We start from the raw sequence: 16,525 nt of genomic DNA on the forward strand, positions 1-16,525 counted from the left end.
CGACTCCTGACTACTGACGATTTGGGCAGTGCAGTCGTGTCATCTGACCCTGCCTGCCCAGAGGGGAAGTAATTTTAACATTGATGCTGACACATCCCGCTACCGTTGTCTGCATTCGGTTAATTTGCCAGTTTAAAGGTGGTGAAAACACATGCAACTGTGTTTGCTGCCAGGCGTGATGCCACAATTGTTGATACTGGCTTCTGACTAAAAAGCTCTTCATCAGCGCCCGCTGATATCCCGAAAGCGCGGTCACGATCATAATCATCAGCACCATTGCCAACATCACTTCCGGCAGGCTAAAACCACGCTGTCTGTTCAGGGTATCAGACATAGCGCCAGCACCTTTAACGGGCAGAAATCGCTCCAGCCATGCGCTGAGAATTCGATAGTACCCTCGATAATCATCCCCTGACGCCATAACGATATACCTTCATATTGCGCAATAAGCAGCACAAGATCGTCGTCGAGCACACGCAGGCAGACTGTCGCCCCCTGCGTGGTATAGCGTCGACACTGCGTTGCCATCTGCAAACTCCAGGGCTGCATACGTGCCCATTCCATGGCGGATTGCACCACTGCCTGATGTTGTAGCGACTGGCTTTCCGTTGCCACCCGCGACGCAAAACTCGCCTCCTGTCGGCTCACGCCTTGCAGCAACAGACTGCCGAGTACCAGGAGTAAAAGCACCATTGCAAGCGATGAAACACCTCGCTCACGGTTCACAGATTGAATCCTGTGACGCCATAGAATGCCTCAATGACCTTTTGAGGATCGGCGTTGCTTCTCCCGCGCAGGTGCAACGAAAGCACTGGCGCAAATCCGTTAATATTCAGGCGCTCCACCTGAAATACCTCAATCTGAATAGAATTCGGATCGGTCATTTTCTCCCAACCTTTTCCCACGCAGGTTGTTGCACCACGCAAGGTTTCCAGCACCTTATCTTGAACACGAAACCCAACGACATCGGCCTCCTTTGCCGGAGTATCTTCCCAGACACCGTTGCTGTTGGCATCCCAGCGTGCAATCACACAGTCTCCCGCGGCTGATATCATCAGCCCTTCTCCGATACAGTTTCCCCGACAATAGCCAGCCCGCTGGAGATGCTTCGCCACGGTATAGATCCGCTGCCAAAGCTCATCTTCAAGCACTAGCTGACGAGAGTTATGCAAAATCTCTCGCTGCAGCGCAGGTAAAAATCGCGCAGCGCTGAGGAGTAAAATGCTGCTTATCACCATAGCGATAAGCACCTCAAGCAGTGAAAAGCCACGTTCACTTACCGACATTGATCCGCCTCACCGCGTTCGCAAAGCCTGATTCGTCCCCAACCAGACACCACCACACGCCATTCACCTGCAGTATTCTTCAGATAGATATGCCCGGCCCATGCGGTATTACGTAGGCCGAAAAAAGCCAGTGACGGCGTTATCTCTGCCATCTCGACATCAGCCCAGAGTGGCGTAAATATCAACGGTGAAACAGGCTGACACGAAGTTTGTGACGTCGCTGAGCTTGCCAGACACCATGTCCCCCCTTCGCGGAGCACGTTGATGACGTGATCACGATTGCGCCAGTTAGCATCTTCACGCAATTGCAGCAGGTAATCCCGCACCTGGCTGGCTGTTTGCCATAACCGCTGCTGTTGTTGCCAGCGCTGCCAACCGTACAACCCCGATGCGCCAAGCGCCGCGACAATCAGTATTGCAATCAGGGTTTCGAGAAGCGTGTAGCCTTGTTGTTTTTTCATGCCGCCAGTATGGCGTGAGAGAAATTAATAACGAGGGGGAAATTCAGCTTCTTCGGCAAGCTACGGAGAATATTTATCGCATTGCATCACGTTGCAAAACTTCAGGAATCAGCGCCGCAGAATGGAATGTAAGGTAAAAAAAACCGACGCGTAAGGCGCCGGTTGTGACAGGATTAACCCCGATCAGATAGCGACCGGTGCTTTAATGCCTGGGTGCGGATCGTAACCCTCAATTTCGAAGTCGTCGAAACGATAGTCGAAAATTGAATCGGGTTTACGTTTGATAACCAACTTCGGCAACGCGCGTGGCTCACGGCTAAGCTGCAGATGTGTCTGATCCATATGGTTGCTGTACAGGTGCGTGTCGCCGCCTGTCCAGACAAAATCACCGACTTCAAGATCGCACTGCTGCGCCATCATGTGAACCAGTAAGGCGTAGCTGGCGATGTTGAACGGCAGACCGAGGAACACATCGCATGACCGCTGATACAGTTGGCAAGAGAGTTTGCCATCCGCCACGTAGAACTGGAAAAACGCATGACACGGTGCCAACGCCATCTTATCCAGTTCGCCTACGTTCCACGCGGAAACGATAATACGACGGGAATCCGGGTCGTTTTTCAACTGGTTCAGCACCGTCGTGATCTGGTCAATATGGCGGCCATCCGGTGTTGGCCATGCACGCCACTGTTTGCCATACACCGGACCTAAATTACCGTTCTCATCAGCCCATTCATCCCAGATTGAGACGTTGTTTTCATGCAGGTAGGCAACGTTGGTGTCGCCCTGCAAAAACCACAACAGCTCATGGATGATCGAGCGTAAATGGCAGCGTTTAGTCGTAACCAGAGGAAACCCTTCCTGCAGATTAAAACGCATCTGATGGCCAAAAATGGAAAGCGTTCCGGTTCCGGTACGGTCGTTTTTCTGTGTGCCTTCATCCAGCACTTTTTGCATCAGTTCTAAATACTGTTTCATGGTTCCTCAGGAAACGTGTTGCTGCGGGCTGCGACGGTAAGCCCAAACCATCATAATAATACCTGCGACAATCATCGGGATAGACAGGATCTGCCCCATGCTGATGTACTGGACCCATGTGCCGGTAAACTGCGCATCCGGCTGGCGGAAGAATTCGACGATAATACGAAACGCGCCATAGCCAATCAGGAACAGACCGGAAACCGAGCCCATCGGACGAGGTTTGCGAATAAACAGGTTAAGAATGATAAACAGCACAACCCCTTCCAGCGCCATCTCATAAAGCTGTGAGGCATGGCGAGGCAAAGAACCGTATGTGTCAAAAATAGACTGCCACTGTGGGTTGGTTTGCAGCAATAAAATATCTTCAGTACGGGAGCCAGGGAACAACATGGCATACTTGAAGTTCGGGTCGACGCGCCCCCACAGTTCACCGTTAATAAAGTTACCCAGACGACCTGCGCCCAAACCAAACGGAATCAGTGGAGCAATAAAATCAGAGACCTGAAAGAATGTACGCTTGGTGCGTTTGGCGAAGATAATCATCACCAGGATCACCCCGATAAGCCCGCCATGGAAGGACATGCCCCCATCCCAGACGCGGAACAGATACAGCGGATTATCAAGGAACAGCGGGAAGTTATAGAACAGCACGTAGCCAATACGCCCGCCGAGGAAGACCCCGAGGAAGCCTGCATAAAGTAAGTTTTCTACTTCGTTTTTGGTCCAGCCACTGCCTGGACGATTAGCCCGGCGCGTTGCCAGCCACATCGCGAAAATAAACCCCACCAGGTACATCATGCCGTACCAGTGAAGCGCGACGGGTCCAATTGAGAAAATGACCGGATCGAAATCCGGAAAATGCAGATAGCTACTGGTCATCTGTCACCACAAGTTCTTGTTATTTCGCTGAAGTCAGACAGCAATTGATAAGCGCGCCTGCATAATGCAGGCGCTCCAAAGGTGCGAATGATAGCACAAGGGGATCGCAGCGGATGCCGGGAAGATGTAAAAGATCTGTATAGGTAATCTTTACCCCCCGTATTGCCTGATGGCGCTACGCTTATCAGGCCTACAATCCTCCGCGAATCAATCCCCCCATGCCACGGCGCTCCATAAAGGCCGCCACCTGATGACGTACTTCCGTCGCCAGTTGCGCTTCCAGGCTGCGCTGCGCCAGCGTTTGCGCTTCGTCAAAATCGATATGGCGCAGCAGGTATTTCACACGTGCTACAGAACGCCCGTTCATCGATAAATGACGGAAACCAAGCCCAATAAGGATGGTGACACACATCGGGTCGCCCGCCATTTCACCACACAATCGCAAATCGATGCCGCTTTTCTCCGCTTCCTGCGCAATCATCGCCAGCGCACGTAACATCCCCGGATGCAGGCTGTCATAAATGCTGGCAACGCGCGTGTTGTTCCGATCGACAGCCAAAATATACTGGGTCAGGTCGTTGGTCCCGACCGAGATAAAATCGATCCTGTTTGCCAAATGCGGCAACATAAACACCATCGACGGGACTTCCAGCATGATGCCAATGCGTGGTTTTGGGATCTCGTAGCCGATCATCTCTTCCACTTCGCGTCCGGCACGTTCTATCAGGCGTCGCGCTTCATCCACTTCATCAATACTGGTCACCATCGGCAGTAAAATGCTCAGGTTTCCGGTTGCCGCATTCGCACGCAGCATGGCGCGAACCTGGATCAAAAAGATCTCCGGTTGATCGAGCGTTATGCGGATACCCCGCCAGCCAAGGCATGGATTCTCTTCGCTGATGGGCATGTACGGCAGTTGTTTATCGGCCCCGACATCCAGCGTACGCAGAGTTACGGGCTTATCGTTAAACATCTGCAGCATGCCCTGATACTGCGCAACTTGCTCTTCTTCAGATGGAAAGCCGCTTTGCAGCATGAACGGGATTTCAGTACGATACAGCCCGATACCGTCAATTCGGCTACCTAACTTCTCTTCATGTTCCGGACTTAGCCCCGCGTTGAGCATCACCTTCACGCGCTCGCCGCTTTTCAACTGCGCCGGTTGATTAACATCATCTTCCGCCAGGCGGCTCAGTTCGATCTCTTCACTAATGAGACGCTGATATTCCTGGATTAATACCGGCTCCGGATCAACCAACAGTTCGCCACGATAACCGTCCACCACCAACGTGCGGCGGTGCAACACAGACGGCTGGATATCAGCCCCCATTACGGTCGGGATCCCCAGCGCACGAACCATAATCGCCGCGTGAGAGTTGGCGGCACCATCCCTGACGACAACCCCTACCAACCGGTCCTGGGGAAGTTCCGCCAGCGTAGTGGCAGACAGCTCATCCGCCACCAGCACGAAACGTTCCGGCCAGGCATTCGGTCCCTGAACAGAGTCATCAAGATGGAACAGCAGACGCTGCCCCAAGGCGCGCAAATCCCCGGCGCGTTCTTTAAGATAGTTATCGCTTAGCGCGGCAAACTGTTCGGCAAACTTCTCAATGATCGTCTTAACCGCCCACTCGGCCACCGAGCCGTTATCAACTTCTGCAAACAACTCGCGGCGCAGACGGGTATCGGAGAGCAGGTGCGAATAGAGATCAAAAATTGCCGCTGTCTCTTTCTGTGCCCCGGCAGCAAAACGCTTACTGTAGCGGCGAAATTCATTCGCGGCTTCTTCCAGTGCGCCAGTCAGACGTTCACGCTCAAGCGCCGGATCTAACGTTGAAGCCTGATACACCTGCTCCATCAGCGGCAGCGTGGCATCCTGCCAGCCTTCAGCGATCGCCACACCGGGTGCGGCAGGCAACGCGCGGATACGCGTTTGCCGGTATTGCCCAAATAGCGCGGTTAACTGCGACTGAGACAGAATAGCGGCCATTTGTGTGGCAAGCGTAACCAGAAAAGATTCTTCGCTTTCGTCGTACTGGCGCAACTCACGTTGCTGTACCACCAGGACACCTAATAACTGGCGCCGCTGAATGATCGGTACACCTAAGAACGCACGAAAACGTTCCTCTTTCACCGAAGGAATATATTTAAAGCTGGGGTGTTTTTGCGCATCGGCGAGGTTGATAGGTTCCGCCAGCCTGCCAACCAGGCCAACGATCCCTTCATCAAACGCCAGTGCAACAGTGCGACCGCGTGGTTTTTTAAGTCCTCGGGTCGCCATCAGGTAATAACAGCGTCGGTCGTGATCGGCCAGGTAGACCGAGCAGACCTCTGTATCCATCGCAAGACAGATGTCAGTAACCAGAATATTCAACGCCTCATTAAGACGTGGGGCACTGGCCACCTTTTCGACTATTTCGCGCAGGCGGGTGAGCATAATTTGCGTAGCTTAACCTCTTTTACGTCTGTACGCAGGTGCGCTTTGCGGCTTAGGAGTGCTCTCCTGAAGCGCCATCACAACACTTGCGAATTCTTTCATCACCCTGCGATAGACATCGCGTTTAAATGACACCACCTGTCGAACCGGATACCAGTAACTCACCCAGCGCCAGCCGTCGAACTCAGGTGTACTGCTGGTTTGCATATTGATTTCAGCATCGCTGCTGACCAACTGCAGAAGAAACCATTTTTGTTTCTGGCCGATACAAACCGGCTTTGTGTCCCAACGCACCAAACGTTTCGGTAACTTGTAACGCAACCAGTTACGAGTAGAAGCAAGGATCCGTACATCTTTACGACTCAGACCGACTTCTTCAAAGAGTTCCCGGTACATCGCCTGCTCTGCTGTCTCTCCTGCATTTATCCCGCCTTGCGGGAATTGCCAGGAGTGCTGACCAAATCGCCGGGCCCACATGACCTGCCCCTGGCGGTTACAAATTACTATCCCTACATTCGGGCGGTAGCCATCGTCATCAATCACCGGACTACCTCAACATAAACCTTATATACAAACGATTGTTTCACACTCCAGAGGGGCGGTAAACCACTCTGTTAAGGGCGCGATATTCTAATAACAATTGAATAACTCACAGCAAAGGGCCAAGTTATAAACAGAAGATACGCTACATAGGCGATTTTATTCACCTTTTCTGTGGATATAGTTGTGAAGAAGTACGGAATTACTATGGGAAAACCCGGAACAGTCTGAATAAGACATCCGTCACATAACAAAAATAGTCTTATATATTCATTAAGTTAAAAGCAACAACTGTAGCTAAACATGCAGAAATGTGATGTGCATCACGCATACAATCTCCGACCTGATGAAAGATCGACCAGCGTTGGTTTTATCCACAGATTATGCCAATAAGTTAGGCACAATTTGTGTGAAAATTCGATTTTCGTCGCACGTCAAGGCTGTAAATTGAAACAGTAGTGGGGGTTTTTCACAGTTATCCCATCTTTCTGTGGATAACATGGTGTAAGATCCTGTTCATTGTCAGTGACCAGAATTGGAAAACCCAGTTTTCTGTTGCGCAACACTTTACATAAAAATATAAAAACCACTATAAATCATGCAATTGGATAAAGCATGTGGAAAAAGATAAACTCTGTCCACACGGTATAAAATCATTGCTCATTTTTTAACCCAAGGGTAAACCTGATGCCAGAACTCCATCCATTGCTTTCGCCTCCTGAATCCGAAGCCCAGTTGCTGCGCCAGGCACGGCAACTTTCGGGCTACACGCTGGGAGAACTGGCGGCGATGGCTGGACTCGTCGCGCCAAAGGATCTGAAGCGGGACAAAGGCTGGATTGGCGTGCTGCTGGAAATTTGGCTTGGGGCCAGTGCGGGCAGTAAACCGGAGCAGGATTTTGCCGCGCTGGGCGTGGAGTTAAAAACGATCCCTGTGGATAGCCTTGGCAGACCGTTGGAAACGACCTTTGTCTGCGTGGCACCGTTAACCGGCAATACCGGCGTGACCTGGGAAACCAGCCATGTTCGACACAAGCTTAAACGCGTATTGTGGATACCCGTAGAAGGTGAACGCAGCATCCCTGTGGCTGAACGTCGCGTTGGATCCCCGCTGTTGTGGAGTCCGAATGAAGAGGAAGATCGACAGTTACGTCTGGACTGGGAAGAGTTAATGGACATGATTGTGTTAGGGCACGTCGAACGTATCACCGCCCGTCATGGTGAAGTTTTACAACTACGCCCAAAAGCCGCCAACGCCCGGGCGCTTACCGAGGCTATCGGTGCCCATGGTGAACCGATCCTGACTCTGCCACGCGGATTTTACCTGAAGAAGAACTTTACGCGCGCACTGCTGGAACGGCATTTTCTATTCCAGCCGCAATAACACACCCTAACCTTTCGCCCGTCGCGTTACGCGCCTATAATTACCGCTTCTTTTTTTTGGCAGGACTTTGTTCGATGTTATTTGCATGGATAACCGATCCTAACGCCTGGCTGGCGCTCGGTACGCTGACGCTGCTGGAGATCGTTCTCGGGATCGACAATATTATTTTCCTTTCTCTGGTTGTAGCAAAACTCCCAACAGCACAACGCAATCATGCCCGACGAATCGGGCTGGCGGCGGCGATGGTGATGCGTCTGGCGCTGCTGGCATCCATCGCATGGGTAACGCGGCTCACTAACCCGTTATTCGAGCTGTTTGGCGAGGCGATTTCAGCGCGCGATTTGATCCTTCTGCTCGGCGGATTGTTCCTGATTTGGAAAGCGAGTAAAGAGATCCACGAGTCCATTGAGGGCGAAGAGGAAGGGCTGAAAACCCGCGTGTCCTCTTTTCTCGGCGCGATTGTGCAGATCATGCTGTTGGATATTATCTTCAGTCTGGACTCAGTAATCACCGCAGTAGGCTTGTCCGATCATCTGTTTATTATGATGGCAGCCGTCGTGATTGCCGTGGGTGTAATGATGTTTGCAGCCCGCCCAATCGGTGAGTTTGTTGATCGTCACCCTTCGGTAAAAATGCTGGCACTCTCTTTCCTGATACTGGTTGGCTTCACGCTAATTCTGGAAAGCTTCGATGTCCATGTGCCGAAAGGATACATTTACTTCGCTATGTTCTTCTCTATCGCTGTAGAGACTCTGAACCTGTGGCGCAATAAAAAAAATCCGCTCTGACAGATACTATCGCTCCCCGTATGGGGAGCGAATACTCCCTGCGCACCTTCCCTCTCTCACAGATTAAGATTTTACTGCTTTCGCCCTGCACAACTTCGCGTTATTACTAAACTAGTGTCAGACGCAGGCCATGTGAGGATAAGCAGATGAAAAAATGGGCAGTTTTAATTTCCGCCGTCGGGCTGGCTTTTGCCGTTTCCGGATGCAGCAGTGATTATGTGATGGCAACAAAAGATGGTCGAATGATCCTGACCGATGGTAAACCAGAAATTGACGATGATACCGGTCTGGTGAGTTACCACGATCAGCAAGGCAATGCGATGCAAATTAACCGCGACGAAGTCTCTCAAATCATTGAGCGTTGATGGTTAAGGTCAGCCACGCTGCTGGCCTTAACAATTTTGCTTCCCTTTTTCCCTTCCCTCAGCCATTTTTATAATCCTTATGTCGTGATTATAAAAAGGAAACGGCTATGCAATATCACCGTATACCCCACAGCTCGCTGGAAGTCAGTACACTGGGGCTGGGCACAATGACGTTTGGTGAACAAAACAGCGAAGCCGACGCACATGCACAGCTCGACTATGCCGTTGCACAAGGCATAAATTTAATCGACGTTGCCGAGATGTATCCGGTACCACCTCGCCCTGAAACCCAGGGACTCACCGAAACTTATGTGGGCAACTGGCTTGCCAAACACGGCAGCCGCGAAAAACTGATCGTTGCCTCTAAAGTCAGCGGCCCGGCACGTAACAATGACAGCGGTATTCGACCGAATCAGGCGCTGGATCGTAAAAACATCCGTGAGGCACTGCACGACAGTCTGAAAAGACTGCAGACCGATTATCTCGATCTCTATCAGGTCCACTGGCCGCAGCGTCCAACAAACTGCTTTGGTAAGCTGGGATATAGCTGGACGGACTCCGCGCCAGTCGTTTCCCTGCTGGATACGCTGGACGCGTTGGCAGAGTTTCAGCGTGCAGGTAAGATTCGTTACATCGGTGTTTCCAACGAAACGGCGTTTGGCGTAATGCGTTACCTGCACCTGGCAGACAAACATGACCTGCCGCGTATCGCCACTATCCAGAACCCGTACAGCCTGCTAAACCGCAGCTTTGAAGTTGGACTGGCCGAAGTGAGCCAGTATGAAGGCGTTGAGCTCCTGGCCTACTCGTGTCTTGGTTTTGGCACCTTAACCGGCAAATACCTGAACGGTGCGAAACCTGCCGGCGCGCGCAATACGCTGTTTAGCCGTTTTACGCGCTACAGCAGCGAGCAAACGCAAAAAGCGGTAGCTGCCTATGTGGATATCGCCAAACGCCATAACCTCGATCCTGCGCAGATGGCGCTGGCCTTTGTTCGTCGTCAGCCGTTTGTCGCCAGCACACTGCTGGGCGCAACGACGATGGAGCAGCTAAAAACCAACGTTGAAAGCCTGTATCTGGAGTTGAGTGAAGAAGTACTGGCGGAGATTGAAGCGGTGCATCAGGTGTATACCTATCCTGCACCGTAACAGTTAGCGCCTGATGGCGCTACGCTTATCAGGCCTACAAAGTGTAGCATCCTGTAGGCCGTATACGGTAACGCCGCCATCCGGCACATTCATAGCATACTTATCTCGCACCGCGACGATTAGCGCCTGATGGCGCTACGCTTATCAGGCCTACAAAGTGAGCGTCCTGTAGGCCGGATAAGGCAACGCCGCCATCCGGCAACAGCATACAACAGACTAATGGCGGCGCTGCCAAATCCACAGCGCCGCAATCGCCAGCGCAAACAGCGCACCAAATCCAACGCCAATGGCTACCGCAGGAATACCCACCAACACCGCCAGTGAGTATATACCGAGCATCAGCAACATCGCGCTGTTTTCACCGAGGTTTTGCACCGCTATCGCATTACCCGCACCGACACTTTTCTTGCCCCGCTCCTGCAGCAACGCATTCAACGGCACCACAAAAAAACCGCCCAACACGCCGATAAGCATCAGTAAGGCATAGGCTGGCAACAGCGCATGCTGGAGCGAGAAAATCAGGACGACCACGCCAATCAGGATCCCCGCGGGCATACAGCGCGACACCGTTTCCAGCGTCACCAGTTTTGCTGCCGCCCCGGCACCCACAACAATCCCAATAGCCACCATAGCGTTAAGATAGGTCGGTGTGGCGTTATCGGTAATGCCCAACGCCACCGGCACCCACAACACCAGAAGAAAACGCAGTGTGACGCCCGCGCCCCAAAACAGGCTGGTTCCTACCAACGAGAAACGTGTTTCGCCGTTACGCCACAGCGAAGAGGCGGCACAGAAGAAACTGCGCGTCATTTTCCCCAAATGCCACGACTGACCGGGGCGAGCCGCGGCCAGTTTCGGGATAAACAGGTTAGCCACCACAGCACCAGCATAGGCCAGGGCGCAGGCGGAAAGCGCAGCAATGACATGCCAATCGGCCAGCACACCGCCAGCAACAGAACCCAGCAAGATAGCGGCAATGGTGGAAGCTTCCATCAGACCGTTGGCTTTCACCAGCTTGTCGCCGGTCGTCAGCTCACCCAGGATGCCATACTTGGCCGGAGAATACGCCGCTGCGCCAATACCCACCAGCGTATACCCCAGAAACGGGTTAAAGCCGAAACAGATACTCGCCGCCCCCAGCAGCTTGAGACCGTTGGCGAACATCATCACTCTGCCTTTCGCAAAGCTATCCGCGACCTGCCCGACAAAGGGAGCAAACAGAATGTAAGCACCCACAAACACCATTTGCAGAATTGGCTGGCTCCAGTCCGGGTAGAACTGCGCCTTGAGCAAAGCCAGGGTAGCAAACAACAACGCGTTATCGCCAAACGCTGACAAAAACTGCGCGGCGATAACGGACATCATCCCTTTTGACCAGATTGAAGTGCTAGTGTGTGCTGACTCACGCATGTTGTTTTCCCGGTTCATCGACCCAGCTTTTCAGTGTGACAAAATCTGGCTTACCGCTGCCGAGCAGAGGGAGTTGTTTCAGGTGGCGGATATCACGCGGTACGGCAAGCTCTGGAATGCCGTGGATGCGCGCATACTGGAGTAATTTTTCACGGGTCAGCTCGCCGTCGGTAGTAAACAGCACCAGCGCTTCCCCTTTATTGGCATCGCTCTTGATAGCTGTGGCATGCATTTTGTCAGCAGATACCGCCAGCGCCAGTTGTTCAACCATTTCCAGTGACACCATCTCACCGGCGATTTTGGCAAAGCGCTTGGCACGCCCCTGAATCTGTACAAAGCCATTTTCATCAAAGCGCACGACATCACCGGTGTCGTACCAGCCGTGTTCTATCTGACCCTGCGCATTTTCTGCGGTTGGGACTTCCAGCACTCCCGGCTTTTCGACACGCAGATAGCCACTCATAATATTAGGACCTTTCAGCTGTAAACGCCCGCCATCTTCAATACCAGGAACCGCTAACAGTCGGGCATCCATACCAGGCAGAATGCGCCCTACCGTTCCCGATTTCGCCGCCATTGGTACGTTAATCGACACCACAGGCGCGCACTCCGTCACCCCATAGCCTTCAAGGACGCGCAGACCGAATTTCTCCTGCCACAACTGCTTCGTGCTGTCTTGCAGCTTTTCGGCTCCGGCAACAACATAGCGCAGACGGTGGAAATCATAGGGATGAGCAAACCGCGCATAATTGCCAAGGAACGTTGAGGTACCAAACAACACGGTGCAGTTACGGTCATATACCAGCTCAGGAACGACGCGGTAATGCAGCGGACTGGGGTACAAAAACACTTCAGCACCGGTCAGCAACGGCGTAAATAACCCTACCGTCAGGCCAAAGGAGTGAAATAGCGGCAATGCTGACATAAAGCGATCGTCGGCGGTGAAATCGGCAATCGTCTTAATCTGTTCGACGTTCGCCAGGAGGCTCTTATGGCTGTGTACGACACCTTTCGGGTGGCCTTCTGATCCCGAGGTAAAGAGGATCACCGCGGCCTCTTCCGGCTGCTGTTTCACCTGTGCCAGGTGCGGAGCCAGCAGATGTGAAAAAATCCACAGCTTATCGCCAAAGGTCACATCGGCCTTCAGGTCTTCCAGGTACACCCAGCGCACTTGAGTAAGTTGTTCCGGCAAATGCCAGAGCTTGCCTTTATCGAGAAACTGCCGGGAGGTAAAAATGGTTTTGATTTCTGACGCGGTAATGGCGCTGGTTAACCCCTTCACACCCGCGGTGTAGTTCATCATGGCCGGGATACGTCGACGCGCAATAGCACCAAAAATAACCGCCGCGCTGATACCCGCATTTGGCAGCATCAGGCCGATTCTTTCCCCCTCGGCGCTGTATTTTTCCAGAATACGTGCGACAAACAGCGTTTTCGTCAGCAGTTTGCGATAGCTGTCCGGCGTGAAATTAATATCTTCAATGCAGTTTTTGCCTGCGCCAAACCGGTATTTTGCCGCCAGCAGAGACTCATATAACGTTTCACGCGGGCGGACGGCCATACGCGCTTCCATCATAATCTGATGCAGCATTTCACCGGCCATTTTGCGACGATCGCGCGCGCGCGGCGCTTCCGGCATCGGCAATGACGTTGGCGGTAGGATATGGATGCTGATTTGCGGGAAGAATCGCTGTTTAACCAGACCTTTCAGACGGCTGAAATGGGTCAGTTCCGCGCCTTCAATACGCACAGGCACCACCGTCGCCTTTGATTTTGCGGCAACAAACCCAGCACCGTCGTAGATTTTCATCAGTGAACCGCTGGTCGAAATACGCCCTTCCGGGAAGATAACCACCGGACGGCCCTGTTCAACCAGGCGTACCAGATGTTTAATCGACATCGGTTTGGTTGGGTCTAACGGTACGAAATCAATCAGTGGAGTGAGCCAGCGCATATACCATTGCTGACTAATAGAAGTATAAACGGCAAACACAGGGCGAATCGGTAAAAAGAGCGCCAGCAGGATACCATCGATAAATGAGACATGGTTAGGCGTGATTAAGACACGTTCTCCCCGTAGCACGCTGACATCGCCCGTGACGCGAACACGAAAAAGTACGCGAAACAGCTTACGAAAAAAGCCAAATAGCATCTCAACTCCCTGTGCCATTAATTATATAAACATCAATGATGGGAGAGTATACGAGTTGGGGAATGGGCGCGACAGGTAACGGGTAAATAGAGTCCGAAAAAAAACCTGCGCATCCGCGCAGGTCGGTGCAAGAGACAGGTACGAAGTGCGTACCGAATAATCTCACCAATCAATACCTCTGGGATCTTGATTGTGGTCGTCACCGCGCCGTTCCGCCAGTTGGAAAACGCAAAGGAATGAACCCAAGTGCAACGAGTTGTGTAAATTATCGGTTACTGTTACAGATACGCTGAACGCAAAAAAAAACCTGCGCATCTGCGCAGGCTGGTGTAAATCTTGTGATCAACCCGAAAGTTGATTTCACCTATCAATACCTCTGGGATCTCAACTTTATCAATCCGCTCTCTCCCCTCACCAGCGAACAATCGCAACAGCACATCGCAAAGTGTAAGCAAAGGTTTTCATTTTCAATTTTCTGTCTTACTTCGCTCGTGTCCGCTCACATTTGCGACGTCCTGACGGGCAATCTGCTTGAACAGACAGCCGTTTTCCGTAACACTGACGGGATGTAAGCGTTTACCCACAACAGGTACTATCATGGCGACCATAAAGGATGTAGCCCGACTAGCTGGTGTATCAGTCGCCACCGTTTCTCGAGTGATCAATGACTCCCCCAAAGCCAGCGAAGCATCGCGTCTGGCTGTAATGAGTGCAATGGAATCACTCAGCTACCACCCCAACGCCAACGCGCGTGCGCTGGCACAACAATCTACTGAAACCGTCGGTCTGGTAGTAGGTGATGTGTCCGATCCATTCTTTGGGGCAATGGTTAAAGCTGTCGAGCAGGTGGCCTATAACACCGGTAATTTTTTACTGATTGGCAACGGCTACCATAACGAACAAAAGGAACGTCAGGCGATTGAGCAGCTTATTCGCCACCGCTGCGCAGCCCTCGTGGTTCACGCTAAAATTATCCCGGATGCCGAACTGGCATCATTGATGAAACAGATCCCCGGTATGGTACTGATCAACCGAATCTTACCGGGATTCGAACAACGCTGCGTTGCGCTGGACGATCGTTACGGTGCCTGGCTGGCAACCCGTCATCTTATTCAGCAGGGCCATACGCGCATCGGTTATCTGTGTTCCAACCACAGCATTTCAGATGCGGAAGATCGTTTGCAAGGCTATTACGACGCGCTGGCGGAAAGCAATATTCCGGTAAACGATCGACTGGTCACGTTTGGCGAGCCCGATGAAAGCGGCGGCGAGCAGGCAATGACTGAGCTGCTTGGTCGCGGCAAAAACTTCACGGCTATCGCCTGCTATAACGACTCAATGGCGGCGGGCGCTATGGGTGTATTAAACGATAATGGCATTGATGTACCGGGCGAAATCTCGCTGATTGGTTTTGATGATGTACTGGTTTCACGCTACGTGCGCCCACGGCTGACGACGGTACGCTACCCTATCGTGACGATGGCAACCCAGGCCGCCGAGCTGGCGCTGGCGCTGGCCGAAAAACGTCCGGTCCCGGAAATCACTCACGTCTTTAACCCAACGTTGGTACGTCGGCATTCCGTTTCAGCGCTGACAGAGCCGGGAAATTCTTCGTCAAACGATTAATCAGGATTGCGTCATGACAACGATGTTAGACGTTTCACGACATGCTGGCGTATCGAAAGCGACCGTTTCACGCGTACTTAATGGTACGGGGCAGGTTAAAGAAAGCACGCGCCAGAAAGTCTTCAAAGCCATGCAGGCGTTAGATTATCGGCCTAATTTTTTAGCCCGCTCACTGGCAAACCGCACCAGCAACAGCATTGGTTTGGTGGTGTCTACATTTGATGGATTCTACTTTGGTCGTTTGCTGCAACAGGCATCGCGCCAGACGGAATCTCACGGCAAACAGCTGATTGTCACCGACGGCCATGATACACCAGAGCGTGAGCAGGAAGCTGTTCAAATGTTGGCCGACCGACAGTGCGACGCCATTATTCTCTACACCCGCTACATGAGCGAAAAAGCGATTATGTCGTTGATGACCCGCATTGATATGCCATTGCTGGTCATTAACCGCGACGTCAGCCAGGCCCGCGACCGTGCGATTTTCTTTGAACAGGAAGACGCGGCGTTTCAGGCAGTCGATTACCTCATCTCGCAAGGACATCGTGATATTGCCTGCATCACCGTCCCCGGCCATACGCCAACCGGTAAATCCCGGTTGATGGGATATCGTAAGGCGCTGGAAAAAAATGGTATTCCCTGGGAACCCACCAAGGTCAAATACGGCGATTCAACGATGACCAGGGGCTATGAAGCCTGTCGTGAATTGTTGGATGAAGGGGTGAAATTCAGCGCACTGTTCGCCTGTAACGATGACATGGCGTTAGGTGCATCGAAAGCATTACATCAGGCTGGACTAAAGATCCCCGAGGATATTTCGCTGTTCGGTTTTGATGATGCGCCCAGCGCGAAATGGCTGGAGCCAGGACTCTCCACCGTCTATCTGCCGATCGATACCATGATAACCACGGCAATCGATCAGGCGATTCGTCTGGCTAATGACGAAGACGTAGAACCCATTCCACCGTTTACGGGCACCCTGGTGTTGCGTGACTCCGTAATGCCTGGACCGTACTTTAAGTAATCAGAGGCCGGATGGTGACTTCGCCTTATCCGGCCTACAGACCCA

Annotated in this window: 16 protein-coding genes; 6 read left to right on the forward strand and 10 right to left on the reverse strand. The window is 52.3% G+C overall.

Translation table 11 applies throughout. The features are described 5' to 3' along the window. Positions 1-10: 10 nt before the first annotated feature. From QMN38_RS18410 to rppH, 8 genes are all read right to left on the reverse strand, one after another. A complete protein-coding gene (locus tag QMN38_RS18410; RefSeq protein ID WP_137382699.1) occupies positions 11-334 on the reverse strand; it encodes a prepilin-type N-terminal cleavage/methylation domain-containing protein in 324 nt (107 codons plus the stop codon). Continuing rightward, complete coding sequence (locus tag QMN38_RS18415) at positions 319-726, reverse strand: DUF2509 family protein (RefSeq protein ID WP_271449498.1); 408 nt, start codon at positions 724-726, stop codon at positions 319-321. Before QMN38_RS18415 ends, QMN38_RS18410 begins: the two co-directional genes overlap by 16 nt. Then, positions 723-1,286 carry a prepilin peptidase-dependent protein gene (locus QMN38_RS18420; RefSeq protein WP_271456134.1) on the reverse strand — a complete coding sequence of 188 codons (564 nt, stop codon included), beginning with the start codon at positions 1,284-1,286 and terminating at the stop codon, positions 723-725. Before QMN38_RS18420 ends, QMN38_RS18415 begins: the two co-directional genes overlap by 4 nt. After that, a complete protein-coding gene (locus QMN38_RS18425) occupies positions 1,277-1,747 on the reverse strand; it encodes a prepilin peptidase-dependent protein (RefSeq protein ID WP_323605562.1) in 471 nt (156 codons plus the stop codon). Before QMN38_RS18425 ends, QMN38_RS18420 begins: the two co-directional genes overlap by 10 nt. A 183-nt stretch (positions 1,748-1,930) precedes the next feature. Continuing rightward, complete coding sequence (gene thyA / locus QMN38_RS18430; RefSeq protein WP_005123418.1) at positions 1,931-2,725, reverse strand: thymidylate synthase; 795 nt, start codon at positions 2,723-2,725, stop codon at positions 1,931-1,933. A 6-nt stretch (positions 2,726-2,731) separates the two neighbouring features. Further along, on the reverse strand, positions 2,732-3,607 hold the full coding sequence (lgt, locus tag QMN38_RS18435; protein WP_048213109.1) for a prolipoprotein diacylglyceryl transferase: 876 nt from the start codon (positions 3,605-3,607) through the stop codon (positions 2,732-2,734). A 190-nt stretch (positions 3,608-3,797) separates the two neighbouring features. Continuing rightward, the gene (gene ptsP / locus QMN38_RS18440) at positions 3,798-6,044 is read right to left on the reverse strand and encodes a phosphoenolpyruvate--protein phosphotransferase (RefSeq protein WP_323605563.1); all 2,247 of its coding nucleotides are present in this window, start codon (positions 6,042-6,044) and stop codon (positions 3,798-3,800) included. Between the two features lie 12 nt (positions 6,045-6,056). Next, positions 6,057-6,587 carry an RNA pyrophosphohydrolase gene (gene rppH, locus QMN38_RS18445; RefSeq protein WP_003825602.1) on the reverse strand — a complete coding sequence of 177 codons (531 nt, stop codon included), beginning with the start codon at positions 6,585-6,587 and terminating at the stop codon, positions 6,057-6,059. Between the two features lie 684 nt (positions 6,588-7,271). Between rppH and mutH the strand changes: the two genes are divergently transcribed. The 4 genes from mutH to QMN38_RS18465 all read left to right on the forward strand — a co-directional run bounded on the left by mutH (position 7,272) and on the right by QMN38_RS18465 (position 10,268). Next, positions 7,272-7,967 (forward strand): DNA mismatch repair endonuclease MutH, encoded by a 696-nt coding sequence (mutH, locus tag QMN38_RS18450; RefSeq protein WP_323605564.1) that lies wholly within the window; start codon positions 7,272-7,274, stop codon positions 7,965-7,967. A gap of 74 nt (positions 7,968-8,041) precedes the next feature. Next, positions 8,042-8,755 carry a TerC family protein gene (locus QMN38_RS18455; protein ID WP_040232169.1) on the forward strand — a complete coding sequence of 238 codons (714 nt, stop codon included), beginning with the start codon at positions 8,042-8,044 and terminating at the stop codon, positions 8,753-8,755. Between the two features lie 146 nt (positions 8,756-8,901). Beyond that, positions 8,902-9,120 (forward strand): lipoprotein YgdR, encoded by a 219-nt coding sequence (gene ygdR / locus QMN38_RS18460; RefSeq protein ID WP_005123410.1) that lies wholly within the window; start codon positions 8,902-8,904, stop codon positions 9,118-9,120. Between the two features lie 107 nt (positions 9,121-9,227). Beyond that, on the forward strand, positions 9,228-10,268 hold the full coding sequence (locus QMN38_RS18465; RefSeq protein ID WP_137382692.1) for an NADP(H)-dependent aldo-keto reductase: 1,041 nt from the start codon (positions 9,228-9,230) through the stop codon (positions 10,266-10,268). Positions 10,269-10,484: 216 nt separating this feature from the next. Here the strand turns inward: QMN38_RS18465 and lplT are convergent, their stop codons facing one another. Together lplT and aas are read right to left on the reverse strand one after the other, a co-directional pair. Then, a complete protein-coding gene (gene lplT / locus QMN38_RS18470; protein ID WP_323605565.1) occupies positions 10,485-11,678 on the reverse strand; it encodes a lysophospholipid transporter LplT in 1,194 nt (397 codons plus the stop codon). Then, positions 11,671-13,830 carry a bifunctional acyl-ACP--phospholipid O-acyltransferase/long-chain-fatty-acid--ACP ligase gene (gene aas, locus QMN38_RS18475; RefSeq protein WP_323605567.1) on the reverse strand — a complete coding sequence of 720 codons (2,160 nt, stop codon included), beginning with the start codon at positions 13,828-13,830 and terminating at the stop codon, positions 11,671-11,673. The genes lplT and aas overlap by 8 nt, the downstream gene beginning before the upstream one ends. A gap of 597 nt (positions 13,831-14,427) precedes the next feature. Here aas and galR point away from each other — a divergent pair. Together galR and QMN38_RS18485 are read left to right on the forward strand one after the other, a co-directional pair. Next, the gene (gene galR, locus QMN38_RS18480; RefSeq protein WP_202037850.1) at positions 14,428-15,456 is read left to right on the forward strand and encodes an HTH-type transcriptional regulator GalR; all 1,029 of its coding nucleotides are present in this window, start codon (positions 14,428-14,430) and stop codon (positions 15,454-15,456) included. 22 nt (positions 15,457-15,478) lie between these two features. Next, on the forward strand, positions 15,479-16,480 hold the full coding sequence (locus QMN38_RS18485) for a LacI family DNA-binding transcriptional regulator (RefSeq protein ID WP_323605618.1): 1,002 nt from the start codon (positions 15,479-15,481) through the stop codon (positions 16,478-16,480). Positions 16,481-16,525: the final 45 nt, after the last annotated feature.

The organism is Citrobacter sp. R-1.5.2 (assembly GCF_035064245.1).
Lineage (GTDB): Bacteria > Pseudomonadota > Gammaproteobacteria > Enterobacterales > Enterobacteriaceae > Citrobacter.

What these genes read in the sequence shown, in the direction of transcription:
- QMN38_RS18465 (WP_137382692.1), top strand. Translation starts at nt 9,228, where the DNA reads ATGCAATATCACCGTATACCCCACAGCTCGCTGGAAGTCAGTACACTG.
- mutH (WP_323605564.1), top strand. Translation starts at nt 7,272, where the DNA reads ATGCCAGAACTCCATCCATTGCTTTCGCCTCCTGAATCCGAAGCCCAG.
- aas (WP_323605567.1), bottom strand. Translation starts at nt 13,830, where the DNA reads ATGCTATTTGGCTTTTTTCGTAAGCTGTTTCGCGTACTTTTTCGTGTT.
- QMN38_RS18420 (WP_271456134.1), bottom strand. Translation starts at nt 1,286, where the DNA reads ATGTCGGTAAGTGAACGTGGCTTTTCACTGCTTGAGGTGCTTATCGCT.
- lplT (WP_323605565.1), bottom strand. Translation starts at nt 11,678, where the DNA reads ATGCGTGAGTCAGCACACACTAGCACTTCAATCTGGTCAAAAGGGATG.
- thyA (WP_005123418.1), bottom strand. Translation starts at nt 2,725, where the DNA reads ATGAAACAGTATTTAGAACTGATGCAAAAAGTGCTGGATGAAGGCACA.
- QMN38_RS18485 (WP_323605618.1), top strand. Translation starts at nt 15,479, where the DNA reads ATGTTAGACGTTTCACGACATGCTGGCGTATCGAAAGCGACCGTTTCA.
- ptsP (WP_323605563.1), bottom strand. Translation starts at nt 6,044, where the DNA reads ATGCTCACCCGCCTGCGCGAAATAGTCGAAAAGGTGGCCAGTGCCCCA.
- QMN38_RS18410 (WP_137382699.1), bottom strand. Translation starts at nt 334, where the DNA reads ATGTCTGATACCCTGAACAGACAGCGTGGTTTTAGCCTGCCGGAAGTG.
- QMN38_RS18425 (WP_323605562.1), bottom strand. Translation starts at nt 1,747, where the DNA reads ATGAAAAAACAACAAGGCTACACGCTTCTCGAAACCCTGATTGCAATA.
- ygdR (WP_005123410.1), top strand. Translation starts at nt 8,902, where the DNA reads ATGAAAAAATGGGCAGTTTTAATTTCCGCCGTCGGGCTGGCTTTTGCC.
- galR (WP_202037850.1), top strand. Translation starts at nt 14,428, where the DNA reads ATGGCGACCATAAAGGATGTAGCCCGACTAGCTGGTGTATCAGTCGCC.
- QMN38_RS18455 (WP_040232169.1), top strand. Translation starts at nt 8,042, where the DNA reads ATGTTATTTGCATGGATAACCGATCCTAACGCCTGGCTGGCGCTCGGT.
- lgt (WP_048213109.1), bottom strand. Translation starts at nt 3,607, where the DNA reads ATGACCAGTAGCTATCTGCATTTTCCGGATTTCGATCCGGTCATTTTC.